This is a genomic window from Variovorax sp. 10N432 (assembly GCF_056394465.1).
Window position 1 is genome coordinate 82421 of the sequence record NZ_JBFTHX010000019.1, and the last position, 25854, is coordinate 108274.

General features: G+C 67.5%; 36 protein-coding genes. 11 read left to right on the forward strand and 25 right to left on the reverse strand.

Annotation, left to right across the window (positions count from 1 at the left end):
- Position 1 precedes the first annotated feature (1 nt).
- From AC1DF3_RS21800 to AC1DF3_RS21815, 4 genes are all read right to left on the reverse strand, one after another.
- Complete coding sequence (locus AC1DF3_RS21800) at positions 2-472, reverse strand: F0F1 ATP synthase subunit B (protein ID WP_286521901.1); 471 nt, start codon at positions 470-472, stop codon at positions 2-4.
- Between the two features lie 80 nt (positions 473-552).
- A complete protein-coding gene (gene atpE / locus AC1DF3_RS21805; RefSeq protein WP_019657641.1) occupies positions 553-816 on the reverse strand; it encodes a F0F1 ATP synthase subunit C in 264 nt (87 codons plus the stop codon).
- Between the two features lie 52 nt (positions 817-868).
- Positions 869-1738 carry a F0F1 ATP synthase subunit A gene (atpB, locus tag AC1DF3_RS21810; protein WP_286534968.1) on the reverse strand — a complete coding sequence of 290 codons (870 nt, stop codon included), beginning with the start codon at positions 1736-1738 and terminating at the stop codon, positions 869-871.
- Positions 1739-1750: 12 nt separating this feature from the next.
- The gene (locus tag AC1DF3_RS21815) at positions 1751-2248 is read right to left on the reverse strand and encodes an ATP synthase subunit I (RefSeq protein WP_286534969.1); all 498 of its coding nucleotides are present in this window, start codon (positions 2246-2248) and stop codon (positions 1751-1753) included.
- Positions 2249-2421: 173 nt separating this feature from the next.
- Here AC1DF3_RS21815 and AC1DF3_RS21820 point away from each other — a divergent pair, with 173 nt between their 5' ends.
- From AC1DF3_RS21820 to lipA, 4 genes are read left to right on the forward strand one after another with little or no spacing between them, the layout of a single operon-like run.
- A complete protein-coding gene (locus AC1DF3_RS21820; RefSeq protein ID WP_286534970.1) occupies positions 2422-3336 on the forward strand; it encodes a D-amino acid aminotransferase in 915 nt (304 codons plus the stop codon).
- Positions 3333-3626: a YbeD family protein gene (locus AC1DF3_RS21825; protein WP_286521897.1), complete on the forward strand. Its 294-nt coding sequence runs from the start codon at positions 3333-3335 to the stop codon at positions 3624-3626. The genes AC1DF3_RS21820 and AC1DF3_RS21825 overlap by 4 nt, the downstream gene beginning before the upstream one ends.
- Positions 3623-4303, forward strand: coding sequence for a lipoyl(octanoyl) transferase LipB (gene lipB / locus AC1DF3_RS21830; protein ID WP_286522271.1), 681 nt, complete (start codon positions 3623-3625; stop codon positions 4301-4303). Before AC1DF3_RS21825 ends, lipB begins: the two co-directional genes overlap by 4 nt.
- A gap of 21 nt (positions 4304-4324) precedes the next feature.
- The gene (gene lipA, locus AC1DF3_RS21835; RefSeq protein ID WP_286534971.1) at positions 4325-5305 is read left to right on the forward strand and encodes a lipoyl synthase; all 981 of its coding nucleotides are present in this window, start codon (positions 4325-4327) and stop codon (positions 5303-5305) included.
- A 49-nt stretch (positions 5306-5354) separates the two neighbouring features.
- On the opposite strand, the gene AC1DF3_RS21840 is transcribed toward lipA, so the two are convergent.
- The gene (locus tag AC1DF3_RS21840; protein WP_478140826.1) at positions 5355-5924 is read right to left on the reverse strand and encodes a hypothetical protein; all 570 of its coding nucleotides are present in this window, start codon (positions 5922-5924) and stop codon (positions 5355-5357) included.
- 59 nt (positions 5925-5983) lie between these two features.
- Positions 5984-7063: a hypothetical protein gene (locus AC1DF3_RS21845; RefSeq protein WP_478140827.1), complete on the reverse strand. Its 1080-nt coding sequence runs from the start codon at positions 7061-7063 to the stop codon at positions 5984-5986.
- 172 nt (positions 7064-7235) lie between these two features.
- On the opposite strand from AC1DF3_RS21845, the gene AC1DF3_RS21850 reads away from it, so the two are divergent.
- The 4 genes from AC1DF3_RS21850 (at position 7236) to AC1DF3_RS21865 (ending at position 11547) form a co-directional block, all read left to right on the forward strand.
- Entirely contained in the window at positions 7236-8780 is a 1545-nt protein-coding gene (locus tag AC1DF3_RS21850) for a class I adenylate-forming enzyme family protein (RefSeq protein ID WP_478140828.1), read from the forward strand.
- A complete protein-coding gene (locus AC1DF3_RS21855; RefSeq protein ID WP_478140829.1) occupies positions 8761-9891 on the forward strand; it encodes an SLC13 family permease in 1131 nt (376 codons plus the stop codon). The genes AC1DF3_RS21850 and AC1DF3_RS21855 overlap by 20 nt, the downstream gene beginning before the upstream one ends.
- A 37-nt stretch (positions 9892-9928) precedes the next feature.
- Entirely contained in the window at positions 9929-10630 is a 702-nt protein-coding gene (locus tag AC1DF3_RS21860; protein ID WP_286534976.1) for an AraC family transcriptional regulator, read from the forward strand.
- Positions 10631-10701: 71 nt separating this feature from the next.
- Positions 10702-11547, forward strand: coding sequence for a DMT family transporter (locus AC1DF3_RS21865; protein WP_286534977.1), 846 nt, complete (start codon positions 10702-10704; stop codon positions 11545-11547).
- On the opposite strand, the gene AC1DF3_RS21870 is transcribed toward AC1DF3_RS21865, so the two are convergent.
- The 11 genes from AC1DF3_RS21870 to AC1DF3_RS21920 form a co-directional block, all read right to left on the reverse strand.
- Positions 11548-12579, reverse strand: a complete 1032-nt coding sequence (locus tag AC1DF3_RS21870) for an NADP-dependent oxidoreductase (RefSeq protein ID WP_478140830.1) — start codon at positions 12577-12579, stop codon at positions 11548-11550.
- A gap of 105 nt (positions 12580-12684) precedes the next feature.
- Positions 12685-13977, reverse strand: coding sequence for a HAMP domain-containing sensor histidine kinase (locus AC1DF3_RS21875; protein WP_478140831.1), 1293 nt, complete (start codon positions 13975-13977; stop codon positions 12685-12687).
- Positions 13974-14663, reverse strand: a complete 690-nt coding sequence (locus AC1DF3_RS21880) for a response regulator transcription factor (RefSeq protein ID WP_286534981.1) — start codon at positions 14661-14663, stop codon at positions 13974-13976. The genes AC1DF3_RS21875 and AC1DF3_RS21880 overlap by 4 nt, the downstream gene beginning before the upstream one ends.
- Positions 14664-14694: 31 nt before the next feature.
- Entirely contained in the window at positions 14695-15153 is a 459-nt protein-coding gene (locus AC1DF3_RS21885) for a DUF4260 domain-containing protein (protein WP_478140832.1), read from the reverse strand.
- On the reverse strand, positions 15146-15604 hold the full coding sequence (locus AC1DF3_RS21890) for a Spy/CpxP family protein refolding chaperone (RefSeq protein WP_478140833.1): 459 nt from the start codon (positions 15602-15604) through the stop codon (positions 15146-15148). Before AC1DF3_RS21890 ends, AC1DF3_RS21885 begins: the two co-directional genes overlap by 8 nt.
- A 100-nt stretch (positions 15605-15704) precedes the next feature.
- Entirely contained in the window at positions 15705-16163 is a 459-nt protein-coding gene (locus tag AC1DF3_RS21895) for a hypothetical protein (protein ID WP_478140834.1), read from the reverse strand.
- A gap of 22 nt (positions 16164-16185) precedes the next feature.
- Positions 16186-16533, reverse strand: a complete 348-nt coding sequence (locus AC1DF3_RS21900) for a hypothetical protein (RefSeq protein ID WP_478140835.1) — start codon at positions 16531-16533, stop codon at positions 16186-16188.
- 561 nt (positions 16534-17094) lie between these two features.
- Complete coding sequence (ptsP, locus tag AC1DF3_RS21905; protein WP_286534984.1) at positions 17095-18894, reverse strand: phosphoenolpyruvate--protein phosphotransferase; 1800 nt, start codon at positions 18892-18894, stop codon at positions 17095-17097.
- Positions 18891-19160 carry an HPr family phosphocarrier protein gene (locus AC1DF3_RS21910; protein WP_286521874.1) on the reverse strand — a complete coding sequence of 90 codons (270 nt, stop codon included), beginning with the start codon at positions 19158-19160 and terminating at the stop codon, positions 18891-18893. Before AC1DF3_RS21910 ends, ptsP begins: the two co-directional genes overlap by 4 nt.
- Positions 19129-19584 (reverse strand): PTS sugar transporter subunit IIA, encoded by a 456-nt coding sequence (locus AC1DF3_RS21915; protein ID WP_286534985.1) that lies wholly within the window; start codon positions 19582-19584, stop codon positions 19129-19131. The genes AC1DF3_RS21910 and AC1DF3_RS21915 overlap by 32 nt, the downstream gene beginning before the upstream one ends.
- A 63-nt stretch (positions 19585-19647) precedes the next feature.
- Entirely contained in the window at positions 19648-20175 is a 528-nt protein-coding gene (locus tag AC1DF3_RS21920; protein ID WP_286534986.1) for a hypothetical protein, read from the reverse strand.
- 68 nt (positions 20176-20243) lie between these two features.
- Here AC1DF3_RS21920 and AC1DF3_RS21925 point away from each other — a divergent pair, with 68 nt between their 5' ends.
- Complete coding sequence (locus tag AC1DF3_RS21925) at positions 20244-20741, forward strand: TlpA disulfide reductase family protein (protein ID WP_286506358.1); 498 nt, start codon at positions 20244-20246, stop codon at positions 20739-20741.
- Positions 20742-20750: 9 nt separating this feature from the next.
- On the opposite strand, the gene AC1DF3_RS21930 is transcribed toward AC1DF3_RS21925, so the two are convergent.
- A complete protein-coding gene (locus tag AC1DF3_RS21930) occupies positions 20751-21197 on the reverse strand; it encodes a c-type cytochrome (protein ID WP_478140836.1) in 447 nt (148 codons plus the stop codon).
- Between the two features lie 142 nt (positions 21198-21339).
- On the opposite strand from AC1DF3_RS21930, the gene AC1DF3_RS21935 reads away from it, so the two are divergent.
- Both AC1DF3_RS21935 and AC1DF3_RS21940 read left to right on the forward strand, forming a co-directional pair.
- Positions 21340-22053, forward strand: a complete 714-nt coding sequence (locus AC1DF3_RS21935; RefSeq protein WP_286534988.1) for a cytochrome b/b6 domain-containing protein — start codon at positions 21340-21342, stop codon at positions 22051-22053.
- 7 nt (positions 22054-22060) lie between these two features.
- Positions 22061-22642, forward strand: a complete 582-nt coding sequence (locus tag AC1DF3_RS21940; protein ID WP_286534989.1) for a GNAT family N-acetyltransferase — start codon at positions 22061-22063, stop codon at positions 22640-22642.
- On the opposite strand, the gene AC1DF3_RS21945 is transcribed toward AC1DF3_RS21940, so the two are convergent.
- The 7 genes from AC1DF3_RS21945 to rpsS all read right to left on the reverse strand — a co-directional run bounded on the left by AC1DF3_RS21945 (position 22639) and on the right by rpsS (position 25853).
- Positions 22639-23145: a peroxiredoxin gene (locus AC1DF3_RS21945; protein WP_286534990.1), complete on the reverse strand. Its 507-nt coding sequence runs from the start codon at positions 23143-23145 to the stop codon at positions 22639-22641. The genes AC1DF3_RS21940 and AC1DF3_RS21945 overlap by 4 nt on opposite strands.
- 163 nt (positions 23146-23308) lie before the next feature.
- Positions 23309-23578, reverse strand: a complete 270-nt coding sequence (gene rpsQ / locus AC1DF3_RS21950; RefSeq protein WP_286521867.1) for a 30S ribosomal protein S17 — start codon at positions 23576-23578, stop codon at positions 23309-23311.
- Between the two features lie 9 nt (positions 23579-23587).
- Positions 23588-23833: a 50S ribosomal protein L29 gene (rpmC, locus tag AC1DF3_RS21955; RefSeq protein WP_286370948.1), complete on the reverse strand. Its 246-nt coding sequence runs from the start codon at positions 23831-23833 to the stop codon at positions 23588-23590.
- A gap of 14 nt (positions 23834-23847) precedes the next feature.
- The gene (rplP, locus tag AC1DF3_RS21960) at positions 23848-24264 is read right to left on the reverse strand and encodes a 50S ribosomal protein L16 (protein WP_028250943.1); all 417 of its coding nucleotides are present in this window, start codon (positions 24262-24264) and stop codon (positions 23848-23850) included.
- Between the two features lie 28 nt (positions 24265-24292).
- The gene (rpsC, locus tag AC1DF3_RS21965) at positions 24293-25219 is read right to left on the reverse strand and encodes a 30S ribosomal protein S3 (RefSeq protein ID WP_286371178.1); all 927 of its coding nucleotides are present in this window, start codon (positions 25217-25219) and stop codon (positions 24293-24295) included.
- A gap of 13 nt (positions 25220-25232) precedes the next feature.
- Positions 25233-25565 carry a 50S ribosomal protein L22 gene (gene rplV / locus AC1DF3_RS21970; RefSeq protein WP_007838134.1) on the reverse strand — a complete coding sequence of 111 codons (333 nt, stop codon included), beginning with the start codon at positions 25563-25565 and terminating at the stop codon, positions 25233-25235.
- Between the two features lie 9 nt (positions 25566-25574).
- Complete coding sequence (rpsS, locus tag AC1DF3_RS21975) at positions 25575-25853, reverse strand: 30S ribosomal protein S19 (protein WP_007838132.1); 279 nt, start codon at positions 25851-25853, stop codon at positions 25575-25577.
- Position 25854 lies beyond the last annotated feature (1 nt).

Sequence of the window (25854 nt, forward strand, 5' to 3'; positions counted from 1 at the left end):
ATCAGAGTTCGGTCTGCAGGCGGGCCAGCAAATCGGCGTGGACGGCCGGATTCACTTCCTTGCGCAGGATCTGCTCGGCGCCCTTGACGGCCAGCGCGGCGACTTGCTCGCGCAGGGCCTCGCGGGCCTTCACGGCTTGCTGCTCGGCTTCGGCGCGGGCGGCCGCAACGATCTTGTTGCCTTCTTCCGTGGCGCGGCCCTTGGCCTCTTCAACGATGGCCTGCGCACGACGTTCGGCATCGGCAAGACGCTGGGCGGACTCGTTGCGCGCCTGGCCGAGTTCGACTTCCACGCGCTTGTTGGCGGCGGACAGTTCGCTCTTGGCCTTGTCGGCGGCTGCGAGGCCTTCGGCGATCTTCTGGGCACGATCGTCCAACGCCTTGGCGATCGGCGGCCACACGTATTTCATCGTGAACCCGACAAGGATCAGGAACACGATCATCTGGACGATCAGGGTACCGGTAATGCTCACTTTTCACCCTCTCTTTGGGAATGAATCCGAGGCCATTCAGCGCGGAACGACATGGGTTCGACGAGAAAGCCTGGACCCGATTACTTCGGCAGGTTGGCGATTTGCGAGAGGAACGGGTTGGCCGTTGCGAACCACAGCGCGATACCGGTACCGATGATGAACGCGGCGTCGATCAGACCGGCCAGCAGGAACATCTTGGTTTGCAGTTCGCCCATCAGCTCGGGTTGACGGGCAGCCGATTCGAGGTACTTGCTGCCCATGATGCCGATGCCGATACATGCACCGACAGCGCCCAGACCGATGATCAGGCCGGCGGCCAGTGCGACAAAGCTGATAACTTCCATGATGACTCCTAGAGGACTTTGGTTGAAGAGAAAAGAAAACGAAAACGAATGATCAGTGGTGATCGTGCGCCTGGCCGATGTAGACCAGCGTCAACATCATGAACACGAAGGCTTGCAGCGTGATGATCAGGATGTGGAAGATGGCCCAGGCCGTGCCCGCGATGATGTGGCCGAGCGCCAGGAAGATGCCGGTGGCGGACAGCGTCCAGGCGCCGCCCATCAGGGCGATCAGCAGGAAGATCAGTTCGCCGGCATACATGTTGCCGAACAACCGCATGCCGTGCGAGACCGTCTTGGCGATGAACTCGATCATCTGCATGGCGAAGTTGAAGGGGTACAGCGCCCAGTGGTTGCCGAAAGGCGCGGTGAAGAGCTCGTGGATCCAGCCGCCCAGGCCCTTGATCTTGATGTTGTAGTAGAGGCAGATGATCAGCACCGTGACCGACATGCCCATCGCCACCGAGAGGTCGGCCGTCGGCACGACGCGCAGGTAGGCATGCTCCGGGTCGTGGCCGGCGATGCCGAAGATCTTGGCCCAGATGGCCGGGAACAGATCGACCGGGAACAGGTCCATCGCGTTGAGCATGAAGATCCACACGAAGATCGTCAGCGCCAGCGGAGCGACGTACTTGCGGCTCTCGACGTTGTGCACGATGCCCTTGGCCTGCTGGTCGACGACCTCGACCAGGATCTCGACCGCGGCCTGGAAGCGCCCGGGAACACCCGAAGTCGCCTTGCGGGCGGCCCGCCACAGGATCCAGCAGCCCAGTACGCCGAGCAGGATCGAGAAAAACAGCGAGTCGAAGTTGAAGACGGAGAGATCGGCCACACCTCCAGGCTTGGAGCTTTGCAGGTGCGTCAAGTGGTGAACGATGTATTCACCAGCGGTCATACCGTGTTCCGCAGCGTTTTCAGCAGCCATCCGTTACTCGTCTCAAAGTTTCAGGCGCCTAGGGGCCAGCATCACCGCCACCCAAGCCGCCTTCATTGTCACCACCAAGCCCACCAGCATCGCCGGCCAGCTCAGTTCCGAAATCAGCCTTGGCGCGGCGATCAGCATCGCCACCGTCAAGGCCATCTTGACCATTTCCCACAAGAAGAACCCGAACACCGCAGTGCCCGGATTCAGGGATGCAAAACGTCCGGTGAGCCCCCGTGCGAACACCGCCGCCGGAATGACCACCGCCAGCGCGCCGTATCCGGCGGACCACCCCAGATTTTGCCTCCCTGTCAGACCCCAGGCAGCCAATGCCACCAGCAGCCCCCCAACGACCTGAATCGCGATCACCCGCCAGGGCGAGATCAGCGGCTTCAGTTCGCGCAGCCGCTGGGCCTCTTCGGCGGTCAGCGGCTTGAACTCTTCTTCCGGACCATCGCCATCCTCGGGATCCTCGGGGACCTCTTTCGATGCACTGCGGGCGATTGTTTTCATTTCGAATGAAGCCCGGATGACGAACCAGAATTTCTACAAAGCCATTGATTATAAGTAAAAACCCATGGCGTTCCGCCAGCCCACACGGATGCGGAGGAAAAGTTCCCCAGTGAGGCGCCGGGGCGCTCCGAACCCGCTTGGGAAAGCTCTGCGCGCCCCCACCATAATTCTCCATGCACCCGATCGCCCACGCCCTCCCGGACAACCTCTGCTACCTCGACGGCAGTTATACGCCGCTGCGCGACGCCAAGATCAGCGTGCTCGACCGCGGCTTCATTTTCGGCGACGGCGTCTACGAGGTGGTGCCGACCTACGACGGCCAGCCCTTCTGCTTCGACCTGCACATGGCACGGCTCGAGCGTTCGTTGGCCGAACTCCAGATTCGCAATCCGTTGTCGCTCGCGCAATGGCGCGAGATCGCGATGCGGCTGGTCGACGCCGCGCCGCCGGACCAGCGCGCCGGCATGCAGGGCATCTACATCCAGGTGACGCGCGGCGTGGCGCCGCGCGACCATGCGATGCCGCAGGGCCTCGCGCCCACGGTGTTCGTGATGGTGAACCCCATGAAACCGGTCGCCGACGCGGTGCGCGCCCAGGGCGTGGCCTGCGTGAGCGCACCCGACTTCCGCTGGCAGAAAGCGCACATCAAGGCCACCAGCCTGCTCGGCGCGGTGCTGGCGCGGCAGATCAGCGTCGAGGCCGGTGCCGCCGAGACGATCATGTTCCGCGACGAAGGGCTTAGCGAGGCCTCCTCCAGCAACGTCTGGGTGGTGAAGGACGGCATCGTCAGCGGACCGCCCAAGGACCAGCTGGTGCTGGCCGGCATCCGCTACGGCCTGATCGAGCAGATCTGCGCCGACGCCGGCATCCCGTTCACGCTCCGCCGCATCGCGCGCGAGGAGGTGTTCGGCGCCGATGAACTGCTGCTGTCCTCCGCCAGCAAGGAAGTGCTGCCGGTGGTGACGCTCGACGGCCGCACCATCGGCGCCGGCCGCCCCGGCCCGATCTACCAGGCGCTCTACGCCGGCTACCAGCAGGCCAAGGCCCGCAGCACGCAACGACAAGGATTTCAAGGAGTGCCCGCATGACCCAAGCCCCCGACACCCCGATCGACGCCCGCAAGGAATCGCTGATCGAGTACCCCTCCCAGTTCCCGATCAAGGTGATGGGCGCGAAGGCCGATGGCTTCGTGCATGCCGTGACGCTGATCGCCGAGCAGTTCGACCCGACGTTCGACGCCACCACCATCGAGCTGCGCAACAGCAAGGCCGGCAACTACCTCGGCGTGACCATCACCGTGACCGCCACCAGCCGCGAACAGCTCGACGACATCTATCGCGCGCTGTCGAGCCACCCGATGGTGAAGGTGGTGCTCTGACCCCAGCGCTCGCGCCGACGCTGCTCGGCCGCGTCGACTACGCCCCGACCTACGCCGCCATGCAGCAGGCGACGCAGGCGCGCAGCCCCGACAGTCCCGACCAGCTGTGGCTCTGCGAGCATCCGCCGGTCTACACCCAGGGCCTGGCGGGCAAGGCCGACCACGTGCTGAACCCGGGCCCGATTCCCGTGGTGCAGACCGATCGCGGCGGCCAGGTGACCTATCACGGCCCGGGCCAGGTGGTGGCCTACCCGCTGATCGACCTCAAGCGGGCCGGCTACTACGTGAAGGAATACGTCTACCGGATCGAGGAGGCCGTGATCCGCACGCTGGCCCATTTCGAGGTCACGGGGCACCGGGTGGCCGGCGCACCCGGCATCTACGTGCGGCTGGACGACCCGTTCTCGCATGCGGCGCTCACTGGCCCGCAGCATCCCGCCGACCCTTTCCGGGGCCTGGGCAAGATCGCCGCGCTCGGGATCAAGGTCAGCCGCCACTGCACCTACCACGGCGTGGCGCTCAACGTGGCGATGGACCTGGAACCCTTCACCCGCATCAACCCTTGCGGCTACGCAGGGCTTGAAACCGTCGATCTTTCTACAATCGGCGTTCGAACAACCTGGGACGAAGCCGCGCAGGTGCTTGGCCGCAAGCTGGCCGCCTACCTCGCGCCCTGAGCCCCGTCAAAGAGAGTTGCCATGAGCACCGTCGAAGTCGTCCGCGACGCACAAGGCCCCGAAAACTACAACCCGCTCGCCAAGCAGAAGGCCGCGGCCAAGCTGTCGCGCATCCCGGTCAAGGTGGTGCAGGGCGAGGTGCTCAAGAAGCCCGAGTGGATCCGGGTCAAGGCCGGCTCGCCGACCACCCGCTTCTACGAGATCAAGCAGATCCTGCGCGAGAGCAACCTGCACACGGTGTGCGAGGAGGCTTCGTGCCCGAACATCGGCGAGTGCTTCGGCAACGGCACGGCCACCTTCATGATCATGGGCGACAAGTGCACCCGGCGCTGCCCGTTCTGCGACGTCGGCCACGGGCGGCCCGACCCGCTCGACACCGACGAGCCGCTGAACCTGGCCAAGACCATCGCCAGGCTGCGCCTGAAGTACGTGGTGATCACCAGCGTCGACCGCGACGACCTGCGCGACGGCGGCAGCCAGCACTTCGTCGATTGCATCCGCAACATCCGCGAGCTCTCGCCGACGACGCAGATCGAGATCCTGGTGCCCGACTTCCGCGGCCGCGACGACCGCGCGCTGGAGATCCTCAAGGCCGCGCCGCCCGACGTGATGAACCACAACCTCGAGACCGCACCGCGCCTCTACAAGGAAGCGCGGCCGGGCAGCGATTACCAGTTCAGCCTCAACCTGCTGAAGAAGTTCAAGGCGCTGCACCCCGACGTGCCGACCAAGAGCGGAATCATGGTCGGCCTCGGCGAGACCGACGAAGAGATCCTGCAGGTGATGCGCGACATGCGCGCCCACGACATCGACATGCTGACCATCGGCCAGTACCTGTCGCCCAGCAACAGCCACCTGCCGGTGCGCCGCTACGTGCATCCCGACACCTTCAAGATGTTCGAGGAAGAGGCCTACAAGATGGGCTTCAGCCATGCGGCCGTCGGCGCGATGGTGCGCTCGAGCTACCACGCGGACCAGCAGGCGCACGCCGCGGGCGTCTAGGGCGAAGGACGAGGGTCCGGTCGCGCGCCGCGATCCTCGAACTGCATACCTATTGGAGCGAGGCCGATGCAGGCCGACCCTCGCAGCGCACCACCGCGCTCGCGCGGCTGAGCAGGTGGCGCTGCTCGCGCTTGCCCTCCAGCGCCCCCTCGGCTTCGGCGCGACGGAAGGGCCGGAGCTCCACAGCGCCTTGTTCCAGGACGCCCGCGAAATAGGTCTTGCCGCCTTCGAGGCTGACACGGGTCGCCGGCCGCGCCTTACCCCGGTACAGGGGTGCGTCGCCCACGTAGGCCTCGATCGAATGATCGCCGGGGGCCACGCACAGGCGGGTCCAGCCGTTGGGCAGCAGGGCGCCATGGAACTCACCGTCCACGTAGACATGCGCGCCGAGGCCGCGCTTGCCGACTTCGGCATCCGGTGCCGCGCCGCGGAAGAGAATCAGCTGGGCCTGGTGCGACGCAACTGCCGGCACCGGAACGTAGACCGGCCCATCGTCGCGTGGGCCGCTCCGCGCGGATGCAGCCGGCGCGGCCGCCAGGCACAGCAGCGACAGCACCGAAGCAAGGAACCGGCGGCCGGCGCCCCGGCGCGCAAGGGAAGGAATGGATTTCGAATGCATGAGAAGACGCAAGAAGCTCGAAGGAGCCTCTGCGGGATTCAAGAAGGTTGAAGTTCCGCCTACAGGATCGCGACCTGCACCCGGTCTTCGACCAGTAGCTCGGCTGTGCCTGCCAGGTTGGTGTAGACGTTGTAGGTCACGCCCCCGACGGTGGCCGCGCCATGGTTGCTCCAGCCGTCGGTCACGCCGTCGAGAAGATCCACCTCGCCTTGCGCGCCGTTGACCACCATCTGCGTCCTGCCGTCTTCCAGCACCATGTCGGGCTGTCCGTTGGCCAGCACATCGCCCGCCTTCAGCGCCAGCGTGTTGTGGCCCGCGCCGAGGTCGAACCTCTCGATGTGCTGCACCTTCGAGCCCAGTGCCGAGAGGTCGAGACGCATGTCGCTGCCATCCAGCACCAGCGTGTCGATGCCGCCACCGCCATCCAGCCGGGAGAAGTCGGTCGCGGTGATCCTCATCAGATCGTCGCCCGAGCCTCCGTCCACCTCGCTGCCCGCCTGGACGTCGAAGACGAGGCCTGCGAATTCGCCGGTCTCCGTGACGAGGTGGCTGAGGTCCTCGGCGGCAGGGGCGTCCGCCTCGGGTTCGAGCGGCGCCGACGGCGCCGGTGCCTCCCCGGCGGGATGATCGACCCCATCGGGGCCGCGACCACCGAAAGCCCCGCTTAGGCCGAGCCCCGCCAGCCCGCCCAGCAGCGCCAGCGGCAGGAAGCCGAAGCCGCCGTCCTGGCTGTCCGCGATCAGAGAGGGTGCGCCGGCGCCGTGGGATTCGCTGCCCAGGCCCAGTGGCAGTGGCTCGCCTTCGGCCAGATCGAAGATCTCGCCGCCATCGGTGGGCACGTAGGAGTGCAACCGGCCGTCCTCGGCGCCGCCGAAGAGACCCTCGACATCCGACCCGGAGAAGTAGTCCTCGAGGATCAGGCCCGGACTCGATTCGCCTTCGAGCGCGATATGCAGATCGTGGCCGACCCGGGTCGCCGTGACGTTTTCGGGCCCCAACCCATCGTCATGGCCCTGGAGCAGGTACTTGACCTTGGGCTGGACCTTGATCCGGGGGGCTTGGCCGTGCAAGGCAAGGTCCTGGACGACGTTCCTGCCGTCGCCGCCCTGGACCACCACCCTGACCTTCTTGGAAGACATGAAACTCCTGGAAAAACAGCTGATTGAACTCGACCGAACGCAGGATGCTAGGGGTCGGAGAGAGGCAAGGAAATCAGAAAAGTCGTAATCGCACCCGCCGCCCTCCACGGGTGCGACGCGTAAGATTGCGCAGCCCTTGCGGCCACCGCTGATCCATTGAAGCCACCGAAAAATGAGCAACTTCGAAGCCGCCATCCAGCGCGATTTCGGCCTGATCGCCGAACTGATCTCCATCCATGCCCAGCAAGCGCCCGAACGGCCCGCCCTGGCCGACGCCACGCATGAACTGAGCTACGGCGCGCTCGACACCTTGATGGACCGCATCGCCGCCAGCCTGCAGCGCGACGGCTTGGCGGCCGGCGACTCCATCGCGATCTGCGCCGCATCGAGCGTGAACTACGCGGCCGTGTTCCTGGGTGCACTGCGCGCCGGAGTCGCGGTCGCGCCGCTCGCACCCGGCTCCACACAAGCCAGCCTCGCGCGCATGATCGAGGATGCGGGCGCGCGCATCCTGTTCGTCGACCAGGCGGCGGCCGAGGTGATCGGGCCGGCGGCACCGGACGCCATCCCGCGCCTCGCGCTCGACGGCTCGGCCGCCGGCGGCGACTTCGAGGCCTGGCTCGCACCAGCGGGCGTTCGGCCCGCCGCGGTCGAGCTGCAGCGCTCGTCGCCCTTCAACATCATCTATTCCTCCGGCACCACGGGCGAGCCCAAGGGCATCGTCCAGGGCCACGGCATGCGCTGGGCGCACGTGCAGCGCGGCGCCAGGTACGAGTACCGCCCCGAGACGGTCACGCTGCTGTCGACGCCGCTCTACTCCAACACCACGCTGGTCGTGTTCTTCCCGACCCTGGCCTTCGGCGGCTGCGTGCTGCTGATGCCGAAGTTCGATGCGGCGGCGTATCTGAAGCTCGCCGAAAGCCGCCGCGTCACGCACACCATGCTGGTGCCGGTGCAGTACCAGCGCCTGATGGCCCGGCCCGATTTCGGAGCCCACGATCTGACGAGCTTCCAGTACAAGTTCAGCACCAGCGCGCCCTTCAATGCGGCCCTCAAGGCCGACGTGCTCCAGCGCTGGCCCGGCGGCCTGATCGAGTTCTACGGCATGACCGAAGGCGGCGGCACCTGCATCCTCGAAGCCCACCTGCACCCCGACAAGCTGCACACCGTCGGCCAGCCGGCCGAGGGCAGCGACATCCGGCTGATCGACGAGGAAGGCCGCGAGGTGGCGCGCGGCGAAGCGGGCGAAGTGGTCGGGCATTCGGCCGGCATGATGGTCGGCTACCACCGTCAGCCCGCCAAGACGCGCGAGGCCGAATGGTTCGACCCGAGCGGCAAGCGCTTCATCCGCACCGGCGACGTCGGCCGCTTCGACGACGACGGCTTCCTGACGCTGTTCGACCGCAAGAAGGACATGATCATCAGCGGCGGCTTCAACATCTACCCGAGCGACCTCGAGACCGTGGTGCGGGCCCATCCGGCAGTGGCCGATGTCGCGGTGGTCGGCGTTCCGTCGGAGCAATGGGGCGAGACGCCGGTGGCCTTCGTGGTGCGCCGGGCCGGCGACGACACGGCCGCCGACACGATCCTGCAATGGACCAACGACCAGCTCGGCAAGACCCAGCGCCTGGCTCGCCTGCAGTTCATCGACGAGTTGCCGCGCAGCGCGATCGGCAAGGTGCTCAAGCGCGAACTGCGTGAACTCGTCGCGCGCTGAACCCACCCCGGAGGCCGCGCCCCACGAAGGCGGCGGCAACGGCCTGCTCTGGGTGCTGATTGCCGCGGCCGTCCTCTTCGCCCTGGTCCGGCCGCGCGCACCGATGGACTACCTCCGGCTGGTCGACTGGCAGACCATCGGGGCATTGGCCGGGCTGCTGGCGATCACCCAGGGCGTCGAGCGCAGCGGCATGCTGCAGGCCGCCGCGGCGCGGCTGCTGGCGCGCACGGACGACCTGCGCAGCCTGGTGCTGCTGCTGGCCGCCAGCGCGGCCGTTCTGTCGGCCCTGGTGACCAACGACGTCAGCCTGTTCCTGCTGGTGCCGCTCACGCGGGTGCTGGCGACTCAGGCCCATCTGCCGCTGGCAAGGCTGGTGGTGATCGAGGCGTTGGCGGTCAATGCCGGCTCGGCCCTGACGCCGATCGGCAACCCGCAGAACCTGTTCCTCTGGCATCGCTCGGGCGAGAGCTTCCTGTCTTTCGTGGCCATGATGGGCCCGACCGTGGGGGTGATGCTGTTCTGGCTCTTCGCGGCGATCTGGTTCGGCGTGCCGCGGATCCCGATCGCGCTCAAGCCATCGACCGAAGCGGCGCCGGTGCAGCCGCGGCTGCTGGCGCTGTCGGGCCTGCTGTTCGTCGGCTTCGTGATCGCGCTCGACCGCCACTGGCTGCTGGCAGGCCTCGGCGTGGTTTTCGGCGCCTTCCTGCTGCTGCGCCCGCGGGTGCTGCTGGGGGTCGACTGGGCGCTGCTCGCGATCATCGCGCTGATGTTCGTGGACCTGCGGCAACTGGCCGAACTGCCGGCGGTGGCGACCCTGCTCGGCGGACTGCCGATCGGCGAGGGCTGGCGCGCCTACCTGGCGGCGATCTTCACCTCGCAGTTCATCAGCAACGTGCCCGCCACGATCGTGCTCGATCCCTTCGTGCACGACCTGCCGGCCCTGGCCGCGGGCGTCAGCGTCGGCGGCTTCGGCTGCGTGCTGGGCTCGCTCGCCAACCTGATCGCGCTGCGGCTGGCGAAGGTGCCGAACGGGCTGCGCGAATTCCATCGCCTGAGCATCCCGTTCCTGTTGGTGTGCGGCGCCTCGGCGCTGCTGCTGCGGCTGGGGTGACAGGGCCGCATGCGCGGGAGAAAATCCGTCGACTTCCATGGACACCCCGGACTCCACATCGCTGGGACTTTCGCTGCGGCGCTACGGCGCCTCGCGCGGCAGCCACGCGCACGACCATTTCCAGGTTCTGATCGGCATTGACGGCGTGCTCGACCTGGAAGTCGAAGGCCGGGGCCGCCGCGTCGGCGCTGGCGAGGGCTGGGTGGTGACGCCCGGCGACCGGCACGATTTCGAATCGAAGGACGGCAGCCGCTGCCTCATCCTCGACACCGCCCAGGACCTTTGGGCGCAATGCGCCGGCCGCGCGCCGCTGGCACCGCAACTGCTGGCGTTGGCGCGCTATCTGGCGCTATGCGTTTCAGCGCCCTCGACCTCGGCCTCCGCCCTGCACCATGCACCGGCACTGCTGCTCGAAGCCTGGGGGCCGATCGTGCCGAACGGCCGCCGTCGCGCGATCGACTGGCAGGGTCTGTCGGACTGGGCGCGCAGCCGCTGGCATCGCCCGCTCGGCGTCGCGGATCTCGCAGCCGTCACTTGCCTGAGCCCGAGCCAGTTCGCGCAGCGCTGCCGCGACGAACAGGGCGTGAGCGCGATGCACTGGCTGCGCGCGCAACGGCTGCTGCATGCGCGCCAGTTGCGCGATCGCGGCATCGGCGTCGCGGAAGCCGCCCGCAGAACAGGCTATCGATCGCCGTCGGCGCTGACGGCAGCGATGCGGCGTTCGGGCAGCGCGCGCTGAAGCCTCGAACCCTCGTCGCGCGACGACGTCCCGTCGATTCGCGACGATCGCAGCGCTTAAGCTCGGCGGCCATGTCGTCGACCCTCCATGCCCTCGCCGCGATCGCCCTCTGGGCGACGCTGGCCTCGCTGGGCACCTCGCTTTCGCACCTGCCGCCCTTTCTGCTTACCGGGCTCGCGCTGGTGATCGGCAGTGCGATGAGCTGGCCGCTGGCGCTGCGCGACCGCAAGGCCTGGGCGATCCCGCCGCGCACGCTGGCGCTCGGCGTCTACGGCCTGTTCGGCTTCCACTTCCTGCTCTTCATCGCGCTGCGCCATGCGCCGCCGGTCGAGGCCAACCTCGTCAACTACCTCTGGCCATTGTTCATGGTGGTGCTGGCGCCGGTGCTGCTGCCCGGCATGTCGCTGCGTCCGCTGCACGTGCTGGCGGCGCTGCTGGGTTTCGCCGGCGCGGCGATCGCGATCCTCGGCGCGCGCGGCGGCGCCGGCGCGGCGGGCGCGAGCTCGTACTGGGGCTTCCTGCCAGCGCTGGGCTCGGCCTTCATCTGGGCCAGCTATTCGCTCTGGACGCAGCGCGTGCCGGCCTTCCCGACCACCGCGATCGGCCTGTTCGGCCTGCTGTCGGGGGCACTCTCGCTGGTCTGCCATGCGCTGCTCGAACCTTCGGTCACGCTGTCGCCGCGCGACTGGATGCTGGTCGTGCTGTGCGGGCTGGGCCCGCTGGGCGCCGCCTTCTTCTTCTGGGACCTGGCGCTCAAGCGCGGCGATGCGCGGCAGATCGGCATCCTGAGCTACCTCACGCCGCTGGCCTCGACCGCGCTGCTGATGCTGGTCACCGGCCGGGCCCTCAGCTGGAGCATCGCACTGGCCGCGGTGCTGATCATCAGCGCCGCGGTGATGGGGACGCGGGCCCGCTGATCAGTCGCTGACCTTGAGCACCAGCTTGCCGAAGTTCTCTCCCGTGAAGAGGCGGGTCAGCGCCTCCGGGAAGGTGTCGATGCCCTCGACGACGTCCTCGCGGCTCTTCATGCGGCCGTCCTTCAGGTAGCCCGACAGCTCGGCCACCGCCTCGCCATAGCGGTCGGCGTAGTCGAACACGACGATGCCCTGCATCCGCGCGCGGTTGACCAGCAGGCTGAGGTAGTTCTTCGGGCCCTGCACCGGCGTCGTGTTGTTGTACTGGCTGATGGCGCCGCAGATGATGATCCGGGCGCCGCGCGCCAGCTTCACCAGCACCGTGTCGAGGATGTCGCCGCCGACGTTGTCGAAATAGATGTCGACGCCTTTCGGGCAATGGGCCTTCAGGCCTTCGCGCACGGCCGAAGGCCCGGCCTTGTAGTCGATGCAGGCGTCGAAGCCGAGTTCCTTCACGACCCAGTCGCACTTGGCGGCGCCGCCGGCGATGCCGACCACGCGGCAGCCCTTGATCTTCGCCAGCTGGCCCACGGTCTGGCCGACCGCGCCGGCGGCCCCCGACACCACGACGGTCTCGCCAGGCTTCGGTTGGCCGACGTCCATGAGGCCGAAGTAGCCGGTCATGCCCGGCATGCCCAGCACGTTGAGCCACTGGCCGATGGTGCCGGCGCGCAGGTCGATCTTGACCAGGCCGTTGCGCTTGATCTCTTCCTGCGGGATCAGCGCGTACTGCTGCACGCCGAGCGTGCCGTACACGGTGTCGCCGACCGCGAAGGCCGGGTTGTGCGAGGCCACCACGCGGCCGACCCCGCCGGCACGCATCACGGCGCCGATCTCGACCGGCGCGATGTAGCTCTTGCCTTCGTTCATCCACCCTCGCATCGCCGGGTCGAGCGAGAGCGACAGGGTCTGGACCAGAACGCCGCCTTCGGCCGGTTCGCCGACCGGCTCGTCGGTGAACTGCCAGTTGTCGCGCGTCGCGGCGCCTTCGGGTCGCTTGGCCAGGCGCACCTGGCGATTGGTGAGGGTGCTCATGCGCGGGTCTCCTTGGGGTGTCTGATGCCGGCGCATCGTAGACCCAAGCCGCCCGGCGGTCGGTAGCGCAGGCGACAACGCCCGGTCGCTTTCAGCCGAGCGACTTCAGGCGCCAGGCAGCCAGACGCTGACCGCCAGCCCCGGCTGTGCATTGCGCACCGCGAGCCTGCCGCCGTGCGCCTCGGCCACCAGCCGGCACAGGTACATGCCGAGGCCGACACCGCCGGTGGCGCGCTGGCGCGCTCCGTCCGTGCGGTAGAAGGGCTCGGTCAGGTGAACCAGCTGCGCCGGGTCGACGCCGGGCCCGAAGTCGCGCACTTCCAGTTCGACGCCCGCGTCGTCACCGCGCAAAGCGATGCGCGGCGGCTGGGCCGCGCCGGCGCCGTGGCGCAGCGCGTTGTCGAGCAGGTTGCGCACCAGCACCTTGAGCCGCGATCGGTCCAGCGCCTGGGCCGGCAGGCCCTCGGCCAGGTCCGCGGCCACGCGGCTGCCCTCGGGGTGCTCGGCCACCACCTCGCGCACCAGCGCCACCAGGTCGACCGACTCGCGCTGCAGCGCGGCATGCGGGCTGGCCAGCCGCTCGCTCTCGAGCAGGTCGCTGATCAGGTCGCGCATCTCGGCCAGGTCGCGCAGCAGCGCGGCCCGCTCGGCCGCGCCCTCGGGCGTCGCCGGCAGCAGCTCGGCATTGAGCCGGGCCCGGGTCAGCGGCGAACGCAGCTCATGGCTCAGCGCCAGCAGCAGCCCGCGCTTGGCATCGAGCATGGCCTGGATGTCGTGCGCCATGGTGTTGATCCGCTGCGCCAGGTCGCCGAGCTCGTCGCGACGGCGCAGCGGGATCGGCGTGTCGAAGGCGCCGCGGCCGAAGCGCTCGGCGCCGGCGCGGATGTCGTCGAGCGGCCGCAGCAGCTTGCGGACATAGGCATAGGCCAGGGCGATCAGGGCCAGCAGCAGGGCCAGCGTGATCCAGCCGATGCCCTGGGGCTCGCGCTGCCAGGGCAAGGTGCCGATGCCGAAGCTCACGCGATGGCCATCCGCCGTGGTGCGGCTGAGCCAATCGCCGCGAGGGCCGAAGCCGAAGCGATGGCTGTCGGGGTGCGAATCCCAGTTGACGGCCGGCCCTTCGATGCGGATCGAGATCGGCAGCCGTTCGACCAGCGCCTGGGCACGGGCGACATCTGGGGGCGTCCCGAGTTCGGTCACGATCCGGTCCATGTAGTCGGCCACGACCGGCCGGGCAGCGTCGCGCCAGCCGGTCGAGAAGGCCCGCTGCGCGCCGCCGAGGAACACCGCGGTCATCGCCAGCGCCAGCAGCACGAACACCACGATCAGGCGCACCCTGAGCGAATGCCGCAGGCTGTGGCGCCAGCGGCGCGAGCGCCCCGGGCCTGCCGGCCTCACGGCGGCGTGCTCCGCCCGACGGCCAGGGCGTAGCCGGCATTGCGCAGCGTCTTGATGCAGTCCAGCGGCTCCAGCTTCTTGCGCAGCCGGCTGACCACGATGTCGACCGCGCGCGTGTAGAGCTCGGCCTCGTGGCCGCGCAGCCGGTTCAGGATCTCGTCGCGGCTCCAGACACGGCCGGGCGGGTCGGCCAGCAGTGCCAGCAATTCGAATTCGGTGCCGGTCAGTTCGATCCGCTCGCCGTGGCGCAGCACTTCGCGCTTGTCGAGGTCGATCGCCAGGCCCTCGAACAGCCGCTGCTGCGGCGCCGCCGCGGGAGGCGCCACGGCGCGCCGGCGCCGCAGGATGGTCTGGACGCGCGCCACCAGCTCGCGCGGCTCGAAGGGCTTCGGCAGGTAGTCGTCGGCGCCGATCTCGAGGCCGACGACGCGGTCCATCACGTCGCCGCGCGCCGTCAGCATGACGATCGGGATGTCGCTCTCCCGGCGGATCTCGCGGCACAGCGCGAAGCCGTCCATCTCGGGCAGCATGACGTCGAGGATCGCGGCGTCATAGTGCCCGGCGCGCAGCTTCGCCAGGCCTTCGCTCGGCCGGCTGGCGCTGTCCAGCGCGAAGTCGAAGCGCGCGAAGTAGCTCGCCAGCGGGGCACCGAGGTGCTCGTCGTCGTCGATCAGGAGGATGCGCATCCGCTGCATTTTGGCCCACCGCCTGCGCCGCTCACCAAGGGTCCGCGGGTCCGAGACGGCCGAGGTGGGTGTGGCCGAAGCCGCTCGCGTACTTGAGCCCGTAGCCCAGCATCCGGTCGAAGCCGATGTGGGCGCACCAGACCAGCCCGAGCGCCAGCGCCACCGGCTGGCCGCCCAGGCCGCCGAGCGCCAGCAGCGCCACCGGCCCCAGGTAGGAATGGGCCGCGTTGTAGGCCGCCGCGCCCTGGCGCGGGCCGGCGAGGTAGCCGAGCCACGACAGGTCGGGCAGCAGGAACATCAAGGCGAAAGAGCCCCAGCCGGCGCCGAGCTGCGAATAGCCGGCCAGCGAGGCCGCGAGCACGACCAGTCCTTCGAGCCGCAGCAGCAGGCGCACGCCACCACTGGCGGCGCCTGCCGCCGGCACCGCATCGGATTCGGCCGGTCTCGGACGGCGCCCGGCCGCCCCCCAGGCGACAGGGGCCTCAGCCACGGCGCCCCCAGCGCGGACGGTCCATGAAGTCACGCACCTTCTGCTGCTGGGCCGGGTTCAGGTTGTCGAAGAAATCCGCCGCCGCGGCGATCACCTCCGGACTGCCCGCCTGCACCGCGGCCGTCTTGTCGTCGACCAGCTGCTTCGCCCGCGCCTGGTCGAGCTTGGCGCCGGCGAACAGGCTGCGGAACTCAGCCCGCGGGTCGCCGCCGCCGCGCAGCGCCGCCCGCTGCGCCTGCAGCTTCTCGGCCAGGACAGTGAGTTTCTGCTTCTGGGCGGCGTCGAGTTCGAGCTTGCTGCCCACCCGTTCGACCATCCGGGCCCGGAATTCGGCCCGGTCCTGCTCGGAGCCGCTCCAGCCGTAGCGATGGCCGCCGCATCCGGCCAGGCTGCCGGCCAGCAGGGCGGCACCGGCGATGCCGAAAAGAGATCGTTTGAACCAGCGTTTCATGAGAGTCTTCCTTCAGAGGGGATCGGGGTGATCCGGAAGACTCGATGGTCGGCGCGGGGCCCGCCGAAGTCCTTTCGCGGCGGTTTCGGCGTGTTTCGTTTTATTGCGAGCGAGGGGGTCCCTGGCGGGGCATGGCGCCCGATGCAGGGGCGATCTCACCTTGATTCGTGCAGGCCGGGATCATCTCCAACTCCACACGTTTGAAGCCTTCGCCGAAACGACCGGCTTCCTGGGTGTAAACCATGTGCTTGATGATGATCTCGGCCTCGTTATAGCCTGTCCGCCGGAAATATTCCGCCACGACAGCCGAGCGCCTCTCGGCAAGATCGCTGGCATTTTTTTCCGTGGCTTCGGCACTGCCGACGATGATGAGCAGGTCTTGAACCGGGAAGCGAGTCCGGTTGTCCATGCGCCAATTCGCCAGGCGCTTGACTTCGGCAACCCTCAACTCATCGGAATTCACCTCGAAATGAACATCGAGATCCGAGCCACGCGAACATGCACCGTGAACCGCCCCAATGAGCGAAGCCAAAATAAAAATGCATGCACGTCGCTTCATTCGTCCGCCATGACGTAGCCAGCTACATTGTCGCTGTTGTAGAGCGCCCGCTCGGGCGCTGATTTGGCGAGAGCAAGGGCCCGATGAACATCTCAGCTGTTCGCGGCAAGAAATCATCGCACCGCAATTTTTCCAGTACTGATTTCATGCAAATGAGCCCTTGTTGGATTCTCGCGGCCGCCATGTCGTCCGTGGTTCCAAACCATTTTTTGAATCGGACTTGTTCCTGATTGCTCCAGGCAAAAATGGCCATTTGTCTCACAAAGACCTGTCGCCGCGCCAAATCGATCGACGCTGCGATCCTGGCGCAAAAACCTCCTTGCTCTTCCGAGCTCAGATAGGCCTTCATTTCCGGTGCAAGCTCGGACACTGGCATCTCCGTTGATTCGTGTGTTGTCCCGACAGTGGCTGGCCCACCTCTCCGCGTGAAGAGCCGGCCATGATCGAGATACCGAGCCTAGTCCCCGCGCCCGGAGCATCCGGGAGGAAGCATGTGCTTCCGAAATTTCCGCGCGCCATCGGGACCGCGCGAGAAGCTGCGTGGACCCGATGCGACACGATTTGCCGAAACCTCGTTGGAATCTGGATTGCGCGGGGCACTCAGGCCTCGAGCTTGCCCGCGTCGACGCGCAGAAGCACTTCGGGTGGTCGGCCAGTCTGTCCGCAGCCTCGCTGAACAGCGCGTCCATCCGGGCCGCAGCGGCCGGATTGTCGGTCACGATATGGTCCCAGATGTCGCGGCCGGTCTTGCAGGGCTTCCGGCGTCCAGACCACTTCACGCGCCTGCGCGCCGGACGGCGAATTCGGCCTCGACCTCTTCATTCGATACGCCCCGGCCGTCGCGCATCGAGGCTCGGGCGGCAGCGACCTTTCTTTGCAGAAGCCCCTCGCAGGACTGCGCGTCCCGCTGCACGGCGCCGAATTCCTCTGGCTAGGTTCGCACCAGCGCCGCCGCCGGGTTCTCCGACTCCAGCACCTCCTGCGCCCAGGCTTCGAGCTTGCTGGTGTCGGCCCGCAGCACCTCCTGCTTGACCGCCAGGATCTGCGAGGGATGCATCGAGAAGCTGCGCAGCCCCAGGCCCAGCAGCAGCCGGGTGAAGACGACGTCGCCGGCCATCTCGCCGCAGACGCTGACGCCCTTGCCCTGGCGCCGGCACTCGGCAATGGTCTCGGCCACCAGGCGCAGCACCGCCGGGTGGGCCGGGTCGTAAAGGTGCGCGACCGATTCGTCGGCACGGTCGATCGCCAGCGTGTACTGGATCAGGTCGTTGGTGCCGATCGACAGGAAGTCGAAGTACTTCAGGAAGGTCTTGAGCGTCAGCGCGGCGGCCGGGATCTCGATCATCGCGCCCAGCTTCACATGGCCGTGCACCGCCCCGCGGTTATCGAGTTCGGCGCGCGCGAAGTCGATCAGCGACAGCGTCTGGCGGATCTCGCTGACATGCGCCAGCATCGGGATCAGCAGGTGGATCTCTCCGTGCGCCGCGGCCCTGAGGATGGCGCGCAGCTGGGTCAGGAACATCGCCGGATCGGCCAGGCTCCAGCGGATCGCGCGCAGGCCCAGCGCCGGATTCAGGTGGTAGTCCTCGCGCTGCTGCTTTCCGTCCAGCGGCTTGTCGGCGCCGACGTCGATGGTGCGGATCGTCACCGGCATGCCCTTCATGCCGTCGACCGCGCGCCGGTAGGCCTGGTACTGCTCCTCCTCGTCGGGCAGCCGCGCGAGGTTGTGCGCCTCGCGGCCCATGAACAGGAACTCGCTGCGGAACAGGCCGACGCCGACCGCACCGGCCTTGACCGCGCCGATCGTGTCCTCGGGCATCTCGATGTTGGCCAGCAGGTCGACCCGCTGGCCATCCAGGGTGACGGCCGGCTTGTGGCGCAGCCGCGAGAGCCGGCCGCGTTCGAGGTCGCCCTGGCGCTGCTTGAAACCGTACTCGGCGAGGATGATCGGCGACGGGTCGACGATCATCACCCCGGCATCGCCGTCGATGATGACCCAGTCGTCCTGGCGCACCAGCTGGCTGGCGCTGCGGGCGCCGACCACGGCCGGGATGTCCATGCTGCGGGCGATGATCGCGGTGTGGGAGGTGCGGCCGCCGACGTCGGTCACGAAGCCCGCGAACACGCTCTTCTTGAACTGCAGCATGTCGGCCGGCGACAGGTCGTGCGCGATCAGCACCAGCGGCGCATCGAAGGCATCGCCGGCGATCAGGTCGTGGTGATCGTCCTCGTCGGCGGTGCGCTTGCGCCGCGGCGGCGTCGGCGCCAGCACCGCCGCCGTGCCCTTCATGCGGTGCAGCAGCCGCTCGACGACCTGCTCCAGGTCGGCCTTGCGCTCGCGCAAGTATTCGTCCTCCATCTCGTCGAACTGGCGCGCCACCACTTCGAGTTGGGTGGTGAGCGCCCACTCGGCGTTGTAGAGCCGCTCGACGATCCAGTGCTTGACGCCGCCCGTGAGCACCTCGTCCTGCAGCAGCATCTGGTGCACTTCGAGCAGGGCCGCGAGTTCGTGCGGCGCGTCGTTGGGGCCCATCAGCGCGACGTTGGCCTGCAGCTTCAGCAGCTCTTCGGCCACCGCGTTGCGCGCAATGCGGACCCGGTCGATCTCGGCTTCGATCTGTTCCGGCTTGATGAAGTAGTGAGCCACGTCGATGCGGCTCGAAACCACCAGCACCGCCCGCCCGATGGCGATGCCTCGGGCAACGGGAAGGCCGTGGACGACGAAGGTCACTCGCCCTCGCCGAATTTGTCGTTCATGAGGGCGACGATGGCATCGAGCGCCTCCTGCTCGCTGTCGCCGATCGTCTCGACGTCCACCGTGACGCCCATGCCCGCGGCCAGCATCATGACGCCCATGATGCTCTTGGCGTTGACGCGGCGGTCGCCGCGCGACAGCCAGACCTCGCACGGAAAGCTGCCTGCGAGCTTGGTGAGTTTGGCCGAGGCGCGCGCATGCAGGCCCAGCTTATTGCTGATGGTCACGGATGTCTTGGTCACTGTGCTTTCTTCTTGCCTGGTTCTGCGGCGCCGCCACGGCCACCTGCATGACGCCGGCCGTTCCGCCGGTGACCGCCCGCTGCACCAGCGTGTCGAGGGGCTCGTTGCGGTAGCTAACCGCGCGCAGCAGCATCGGCAGGTTGACCCCCGCCACGAGACGCGAGCGGACGCCATCGACCAGCTTCTGCGCCACGTTGCAGGGAGTCGCGCCGAACACGTCGGCCAGCACCAGCACCTGGGACCGCGGGGCGGCCTGGATCTGGGCCAGCATGATGCGGGCGGCGGCGAGGGTTTCGTCCGGCGATACGTTGGGCAGCACGTCGAGCGCGACGATCGACGCTTCGCTGTCGGGAAAGACATGCAGCGCGCACTGGCGCAGCGCCTGGGCGAGCGGCGAGTGGGCGATGATGAAAATGCTGGTCATGCGGATCGGTGGGCGGTCTCTCGATTATGCGGGGGCGGGCTCGTCAGGCAACCTCGGTACGGCTCATGGCAGGCGCAAGCCCTCGAAGAAGGTGGGGAGCGCCTCGGCCGACGACGGCCTGCCGAGCACGGTCGCCTGGTAGAGCGAGACGCCGTCCGGGCGCTGTTGGGCGAACCACAGCACGTGCAGCCCGCCGGCCTCGGGCGTGTCGAGCCGCACCGGTGGCGGCGCGGAGGCCGCCCGCGGCAAGTCGGCCGGGCGCTCGGTCGCCGGGGCCCCGGCCAGCTGGCTGCGCGTCGCCGCCCGCCAGGCCCGGGCCCAGCCTTCGGCCTGCGCCGGGCTGCCAGCGACCGCATGGGCCACCGCGAAGGTGGCGCCGCCGGCCTCGCAGCCGGCCATGTCCACCGTGACCGCCTCGACACCCAGCGGCAGCGCGCGGGTCGCCCGGTCCGGCTTGCAGGGCAGCAAGACGATGACGCCCTCACTGCCGATCGGCACTTCGCGCCAATTGAAGGTCGGGCTGCAGCCGGCGAGCGCACCGGCCAGGGCCAGAGCCAGGGCGGCGGCGTGGGAACGGGTGGACAGGGGCATCGGGAGATCGATTATCGAACTGCCGCCGATCGGAACTAAAATCCGGCGGCCCGCTCCATCCCTTGCCCATGAAAAAAGTCATATCCGCCGCCGCTGTCGCGCTCGCCCTGGCGGTCGGGGTCGGCGTCTACCTGAACACCGGCGTCTCGGCGGCGCCGGCCTCGACTTTCGTGCTGCTCGACGGCAGCAAGAAGAGCACCGAGGACCTCAAGGGCAAGGTCACGCTGGTCAATTTCTGGGCCACCAGCTGCGTCACCTGCGTCGGCGAGATGCCCAAGGTCATCGCCACCTACGACAAGTACAAGGGGCGCGGCTACGACACGCTGGCGGTGGCCATGAGCTACGACCCCCCCAGCTATGTGGTCAATTTCGCCGAAACGCGCAAGCTTCCGTTCAAGGTCGCGATCGACAACACCGGCGCCGTCGCCAAGGCCTGGGGCGATGTCCAGCTGACGCCCACCACTTACGTGGTCAACAAGCGCGGCGAGATCGTCAAGCGCTATGTCGGCGAACCCGACTTCGCCGAACTGCACAAGCTGATCGAGAAACTGCTCGCCGAAGCGTAGCCGCGGTATTCAACGGCTGCGGAAAGTGTCGTGGCAGGTCTTGCAGGTCTCGCCGACGCTCGACACCGCGGCTTTGACGGCGTCCAGGTTGCCGGCCTTGGTGGCCGCTGCGAGCTTTTCCGTCTCGGCCATCAGGCGCTCGTTGAGTTCCTTGAACTTGGCCTGTTCCTTCCAGATGTCGGGTTTGGCCTTGCCGCCCTCGGTGCCCGGCCCGAAACCGGCCCAGGGCAGCTTCGAGATCATCGCCACCACCTCCGCATTGGCGGTCGCGGCCGCCGCGTCATAGGGGACCCGACCGCTCGCCATCGCCGCAACCCGGCCCAAGTGCTGGTTCTGGATGAACATCGCGCTCTGGCGGTACTTGATCGCATCCTCGGGCTTGGCGAACTGCGCAGACGCCGGCAGCGCCAGCGCGAAAGAGGTGGCCGCCAAGGCCAGCAGGGCTGAATTCTTCATTCGTGGGACCTTCTTCTGGGGCGCGGGCGATGCCGCCGCGCCAGTTTAGGGATTTGCCGCCGCATACGACTAGAGACAACCCGCAGGTCGCGGAACCCCGGAAGTTTGCTAATCTGCGCCTCCAGCCGCTTCTTTCCGACCGATGACCGCTTCCATCCCGGCCCAGGCGCAGCGCGCGGGGCTGGACGCCAGTCCCGCCACGCAGACCCGCATCTGGGACCTCCCGACGCGCGTGTTCCATTGGGCGCTGGCCGTGGCCGTGATCGCCCAGATCGCGACCGGCTTCGGCGGCGCCATGGAATGGCATTTCCGGATCGGCTACGCGCTGCTGGCGCTGCTGCTGTTTCGCATCGCCTGGGGCTTCGTGGGCGGCCGCTGGTCGCGCTTCTCGTCCTTTCTCTATTCGCCGCGCTCGCTGCGCGACTACCTGCGAGGGCGGGCCCCTCCCGACCATCTGGTCGGCCATTCGCCGCTCGGCGCGCTGTCGGTGTTCGCCCTGCTTCTGCTGCTGGCGGTCCAGGTCGCGACCGGCCTCGTGTCCGACGACGAGATCGCCGCCTCCGGGCCGCTGGCGCAATTCGTTCCCGGCGCCATCGTCAGCGCAGCGACCTATTGGCATGCAATGATCGGCAAGTGGATCGTGATCGGCCTGGCCAGCCTCCATGTGCTGGCGGTGCTGTTCTACGTGGGCGTCCGGCGCCAGCGGCTGGTGCGGCCGATGATCACCGGCGACAAGCGGCTCCCTGACGGCGGCACGGCGCCGAGCCGCGACGACGCCGCCTCGCGCCTGCTGGCGATGGCCGTGTTCGCGGCCTGTGCCGCTTTCGCGACCTGGATTGCGTCGCTGCGTCCATGAACCGCCAATGAGCCATTCCCTGTCGCGTCCGCTGCCCCTGGCAGACACGCCGGAAATCGTCATGATCACGCCGGACGAGCCGCACGAGCTGGACGCCGTGCGCGCGATCTTCCGGGACTATGCCGATTCGCTGGGCATCGATCTCGGCTTCCAGAATTTCGACCAGGAACTGGCCAGCCTGCCGGGAGAGTACGCGGAGCCGCGCGGTGCCTTGCTGCTGGCGGTGGTCGACGTCGGCGAAGTGGCGGTGCCGGTCGATGCAGCGCCGCTGGCGAGGTCGCAGGGCCAGCTGGCGCACGTGGCCGGCTGCTGTGCGCTGCGGCCGCTCGACACGGCCGACTATCCCAATGCCGCCGAGATGAAGCGGCTCTATGTCCGGCCGCAGTTCAGGGGCGTGGGGCTCGGCCGCCAGCTCGCCGAGGCCATCCTGGATGCCGCCCGCGGCGCCGGCTATGCCTGCGTGCTGCTCGACACCCTGGACGACATGGAGTCGGCCCGGGCCCTCTACGAGGACCTGGGCTTCTCCGAAGTGCCGCCCTACTATCACAACCCCATCGCGGGGTCGCACTACCTCAAGGTGGATCTTTAGCCCTTGGCCTGGGCCAGCAGGGTGTCGGCGTCGCTGACTTCGAACTTGCCCGGGCCTTCGACGTTGAGGGTCGCGACCTTGCCGTCCTTCACGAGCATCGAATAGCGGTTGCTGCGCACGCCCATGCCGCGCGAGGTCAGGTCGAGCGTGAGGCCGGTGGCGGTCGCGAAGGCCGCGCTGCCGTCGGCCAGCATGCGGACCTTGGTGCCGGTGTTCTGGTCGCGCGCCCAGGCGCCCATCACGAAGGCGTCGTTGACGCTCACGCACCAGATCTCGTCGACGCCGGCGGCCTTGAAGTCATCGTAGTGCTGCACGTAGCCCGGCACGTGCTTGGCCGAGCAGGTGGGCGTGAAGGCGCCGGGCAGCGCGAACAAGGCGATGGTTTTGCCCGCGGCCGCCTTGGTGACGTCGACCGGGTTCGGTCCGATGCTGCAGCCCTCGCCTTCCACCTCGGAATACTCCTGCAGGGTGGCCGAAGGAAGGGAATCGCCGACTTTGATCATGTGTGTACTCCAGAAAAAGAAAAACGGCCCACATTGTGGGCCGCTTTCGGGTTGGACGTCTGCCGCGGGGCTCAGGCCGGCGCCGGGCCGCTCCCAAGGCGGCCTGCGGCCCCCTCGGGGGGCAGCGAACCACACGCAGTGGGGAGCGTGGGGGCTACTACATTCAGACCAGAACGGCCTTCTGCACCAGGCGGGTCACGACCCAGTTCTTCGACTTCGAGATCGGCCGGCTTTCGGTGATCTCGATGGTGTCGCCCAGCTTGTACTCGCCCTTTTCGTCATGGGCGTGGTACTTGCTGGTCTTGGCCACGATCTTGCCGTAGAGCTCGTGCTTGACACGACGCTCGACCAGCACGGTCACGGTCTTCTGGCGCTTGTCGCTGACCACCTTGCCGATCAAGGTGCGCTTGAGGGATTTTTTAGCTTCCGTCATGGTCACTCCTTACTTGGCGGCTTCTTGCTGCTTCTGAGCAAGAATGGTCTTGGCGCGCGCGATGTCGCGGCGGGTGACGCGCAGCGTCGAGGTGTTCGACAGCTGTTGCGTGGCCTTCTGCATGCGCAGGCCGAAATGGGCCTTCTGCAGGTCCTTGATTTCGGTTTGCAGGCCGGCGACGTCCTTGTCGCGAAGCACTGCGGCCTTCGAAGTCTTGGCCGGAGCCGCGACTTCCTTCTTCTTACGTGTTGCCATGGTGTTGTCCTCGATCAGGCGCCGAGCTGGCGTGCGACGAAGGTCGTGCGCAGCGGCAGTTTGGCAGCGGCCAGACGGAAGGCCTCGCGAGCGAGTTCTTCGGGCACGCCGACGATCTCGTAGATCACCTTGCCAGGCTGGATTTCGGCGACGTAGTACTCGGGGTTGCCCTTGCCGTTACCCATCCGCACTTCTGCGGGCTTGTGGGAGATCGGCTTGTCGGGGAACACACGAATCCAGATGCGGCCACCGCGCTTGACGTGGCGCGAGATCGCGCGACGTGCGGCTTCGATCTGGCGGGCCGTCAGGCGGCCGCGGTCGATCGACTTCAGGCCGAAGTCACCGAACGACACTGCGTTGCCGCGCGTCGCGATGCCGGTGTTGCGGCCCTTTTGTTCCTTGCGGAACTTTCTGCGTGCAGGTTGCAGCATTTTTGTTACTCCGTAGTTCTAAGACCGATCACTCGGTCTTGGCACCGTCAGCTGCTGCAGCTGGCGCGGCTTTGCGTACGCGCTTAACGGCGGGTTTCGAGTCTGCACCCGGTTGAGCCGGAGCTCCACCAGTGGCTTCTGCGGGCTTGTCGCTGCCATCGGCCGGCGCGGTGTTGCCACCGATCGGGCCACGGGCACCGGCGCGCGGGCCAGGACCGCGACGGTCCGAACCCGGACGGTCGCCACCCGGGCGGCCATCGCGACGCGGACCGCGGGGGCGGCGCTCGTCGTCGGGACGCGGCGTTTCGACGGCCGGCAGGTCGTTGCGACCCAGCGTGTCGCCCTTGTAGACCCAGACCTTGACGCCGATGACGCCGTAGGTGGTCTTGGCTTCCGAGGTGCCGTAGTCGATGTCGGCGCGCAGCGTGTGAAGCGGCACGCGACCTTCGCGGTACCACTCGCAACGAGCGATTTCGATGCCGTTCAGGCGGCCCGACGACATGATCTTGATGCCGAGGGCACCCAGGCGCATGGCGTTCTGCATGGCGCGCTTCATGGCACGGCGGAACATGATCCGCTTTTCGAGCTGCTGCGTGATGCTGTCGGCGATCAGCTGGGCATCGATTTCGGGCTTGCGCACTTCTTCGATGTTGACCGCGACCGGCACGCCGAGCTGGCGGCCGAGTTCACGCTTGAGGTTCTCGATGTCTTCGCCCTTCTTGCCGATCACGACGCCCGGACGTGCCGAGTAGATCGTGATGCGGGCGTTCTTGGCGGGACGCTCGATCAGCACGCGCGAAACCGATGCGTTCTTGAGCTTCTTCTTCAGGTACTCGCGCACCTTGATGTCTTCGGCCAGCATGCCGGCGAAGTCTTTGTTGCTTGCGTACCAGCGGCTGGACCAGTTACGGCTGACCGCGAGGCGGAAGCCGGTAGGGTGGATTTTCTGTCCCATATTTCTTCCAGCCTTAATTGCCAACCGTCACGTACACATGGCACGTGGGCTTGCTGATGCGATTGCCGCGACCCTTGGCGCGCGCGGTGAAGCGCTTGAGCGTGGCGCCTTGCTCGACGTAGATGGTCTTGACCTTCAGTTCGTCGATGTCGGCACCGTCGTTGTGCTCGGCGTTGGCGATCGCCGACTCGAGCACCTTCTTGATGATCACAGCGGCCTTCTTCTGCGTGAACTGCAGAACATTGAGCGCTTGATCGACCTTCTTGCCGCGGATCAGGTCAGCGACCAGACGGCCCTTGTCGACCGAGAGGCGGACGCCGCGGAGGACTGCACGTGTTTCAGACATGGTCGTTCCTTACTTCTTCTGGACTTTCTTGTCCGCGGGGTGCCCCTTGAACGTGCGCGTGAGCGCAAATTCGCCGAGCTTGTGGCCGACCATCTGGTCGGTGATGTACACGGGCACGTGCTGCTTGCCGTTGTGCACGGCAATGGTCAGGCCGATGAACTCGGGCAGGACCATCGAGCGACGCGACCAGGTCTTGATCGGCTTCTTGTCCTTGGTCGTCACGGCCTTGTCGGCCTTGGCCACGAGGTGGTGGTCGACGAACGGACCCTTTTTGAGAGAGCGAGTCATG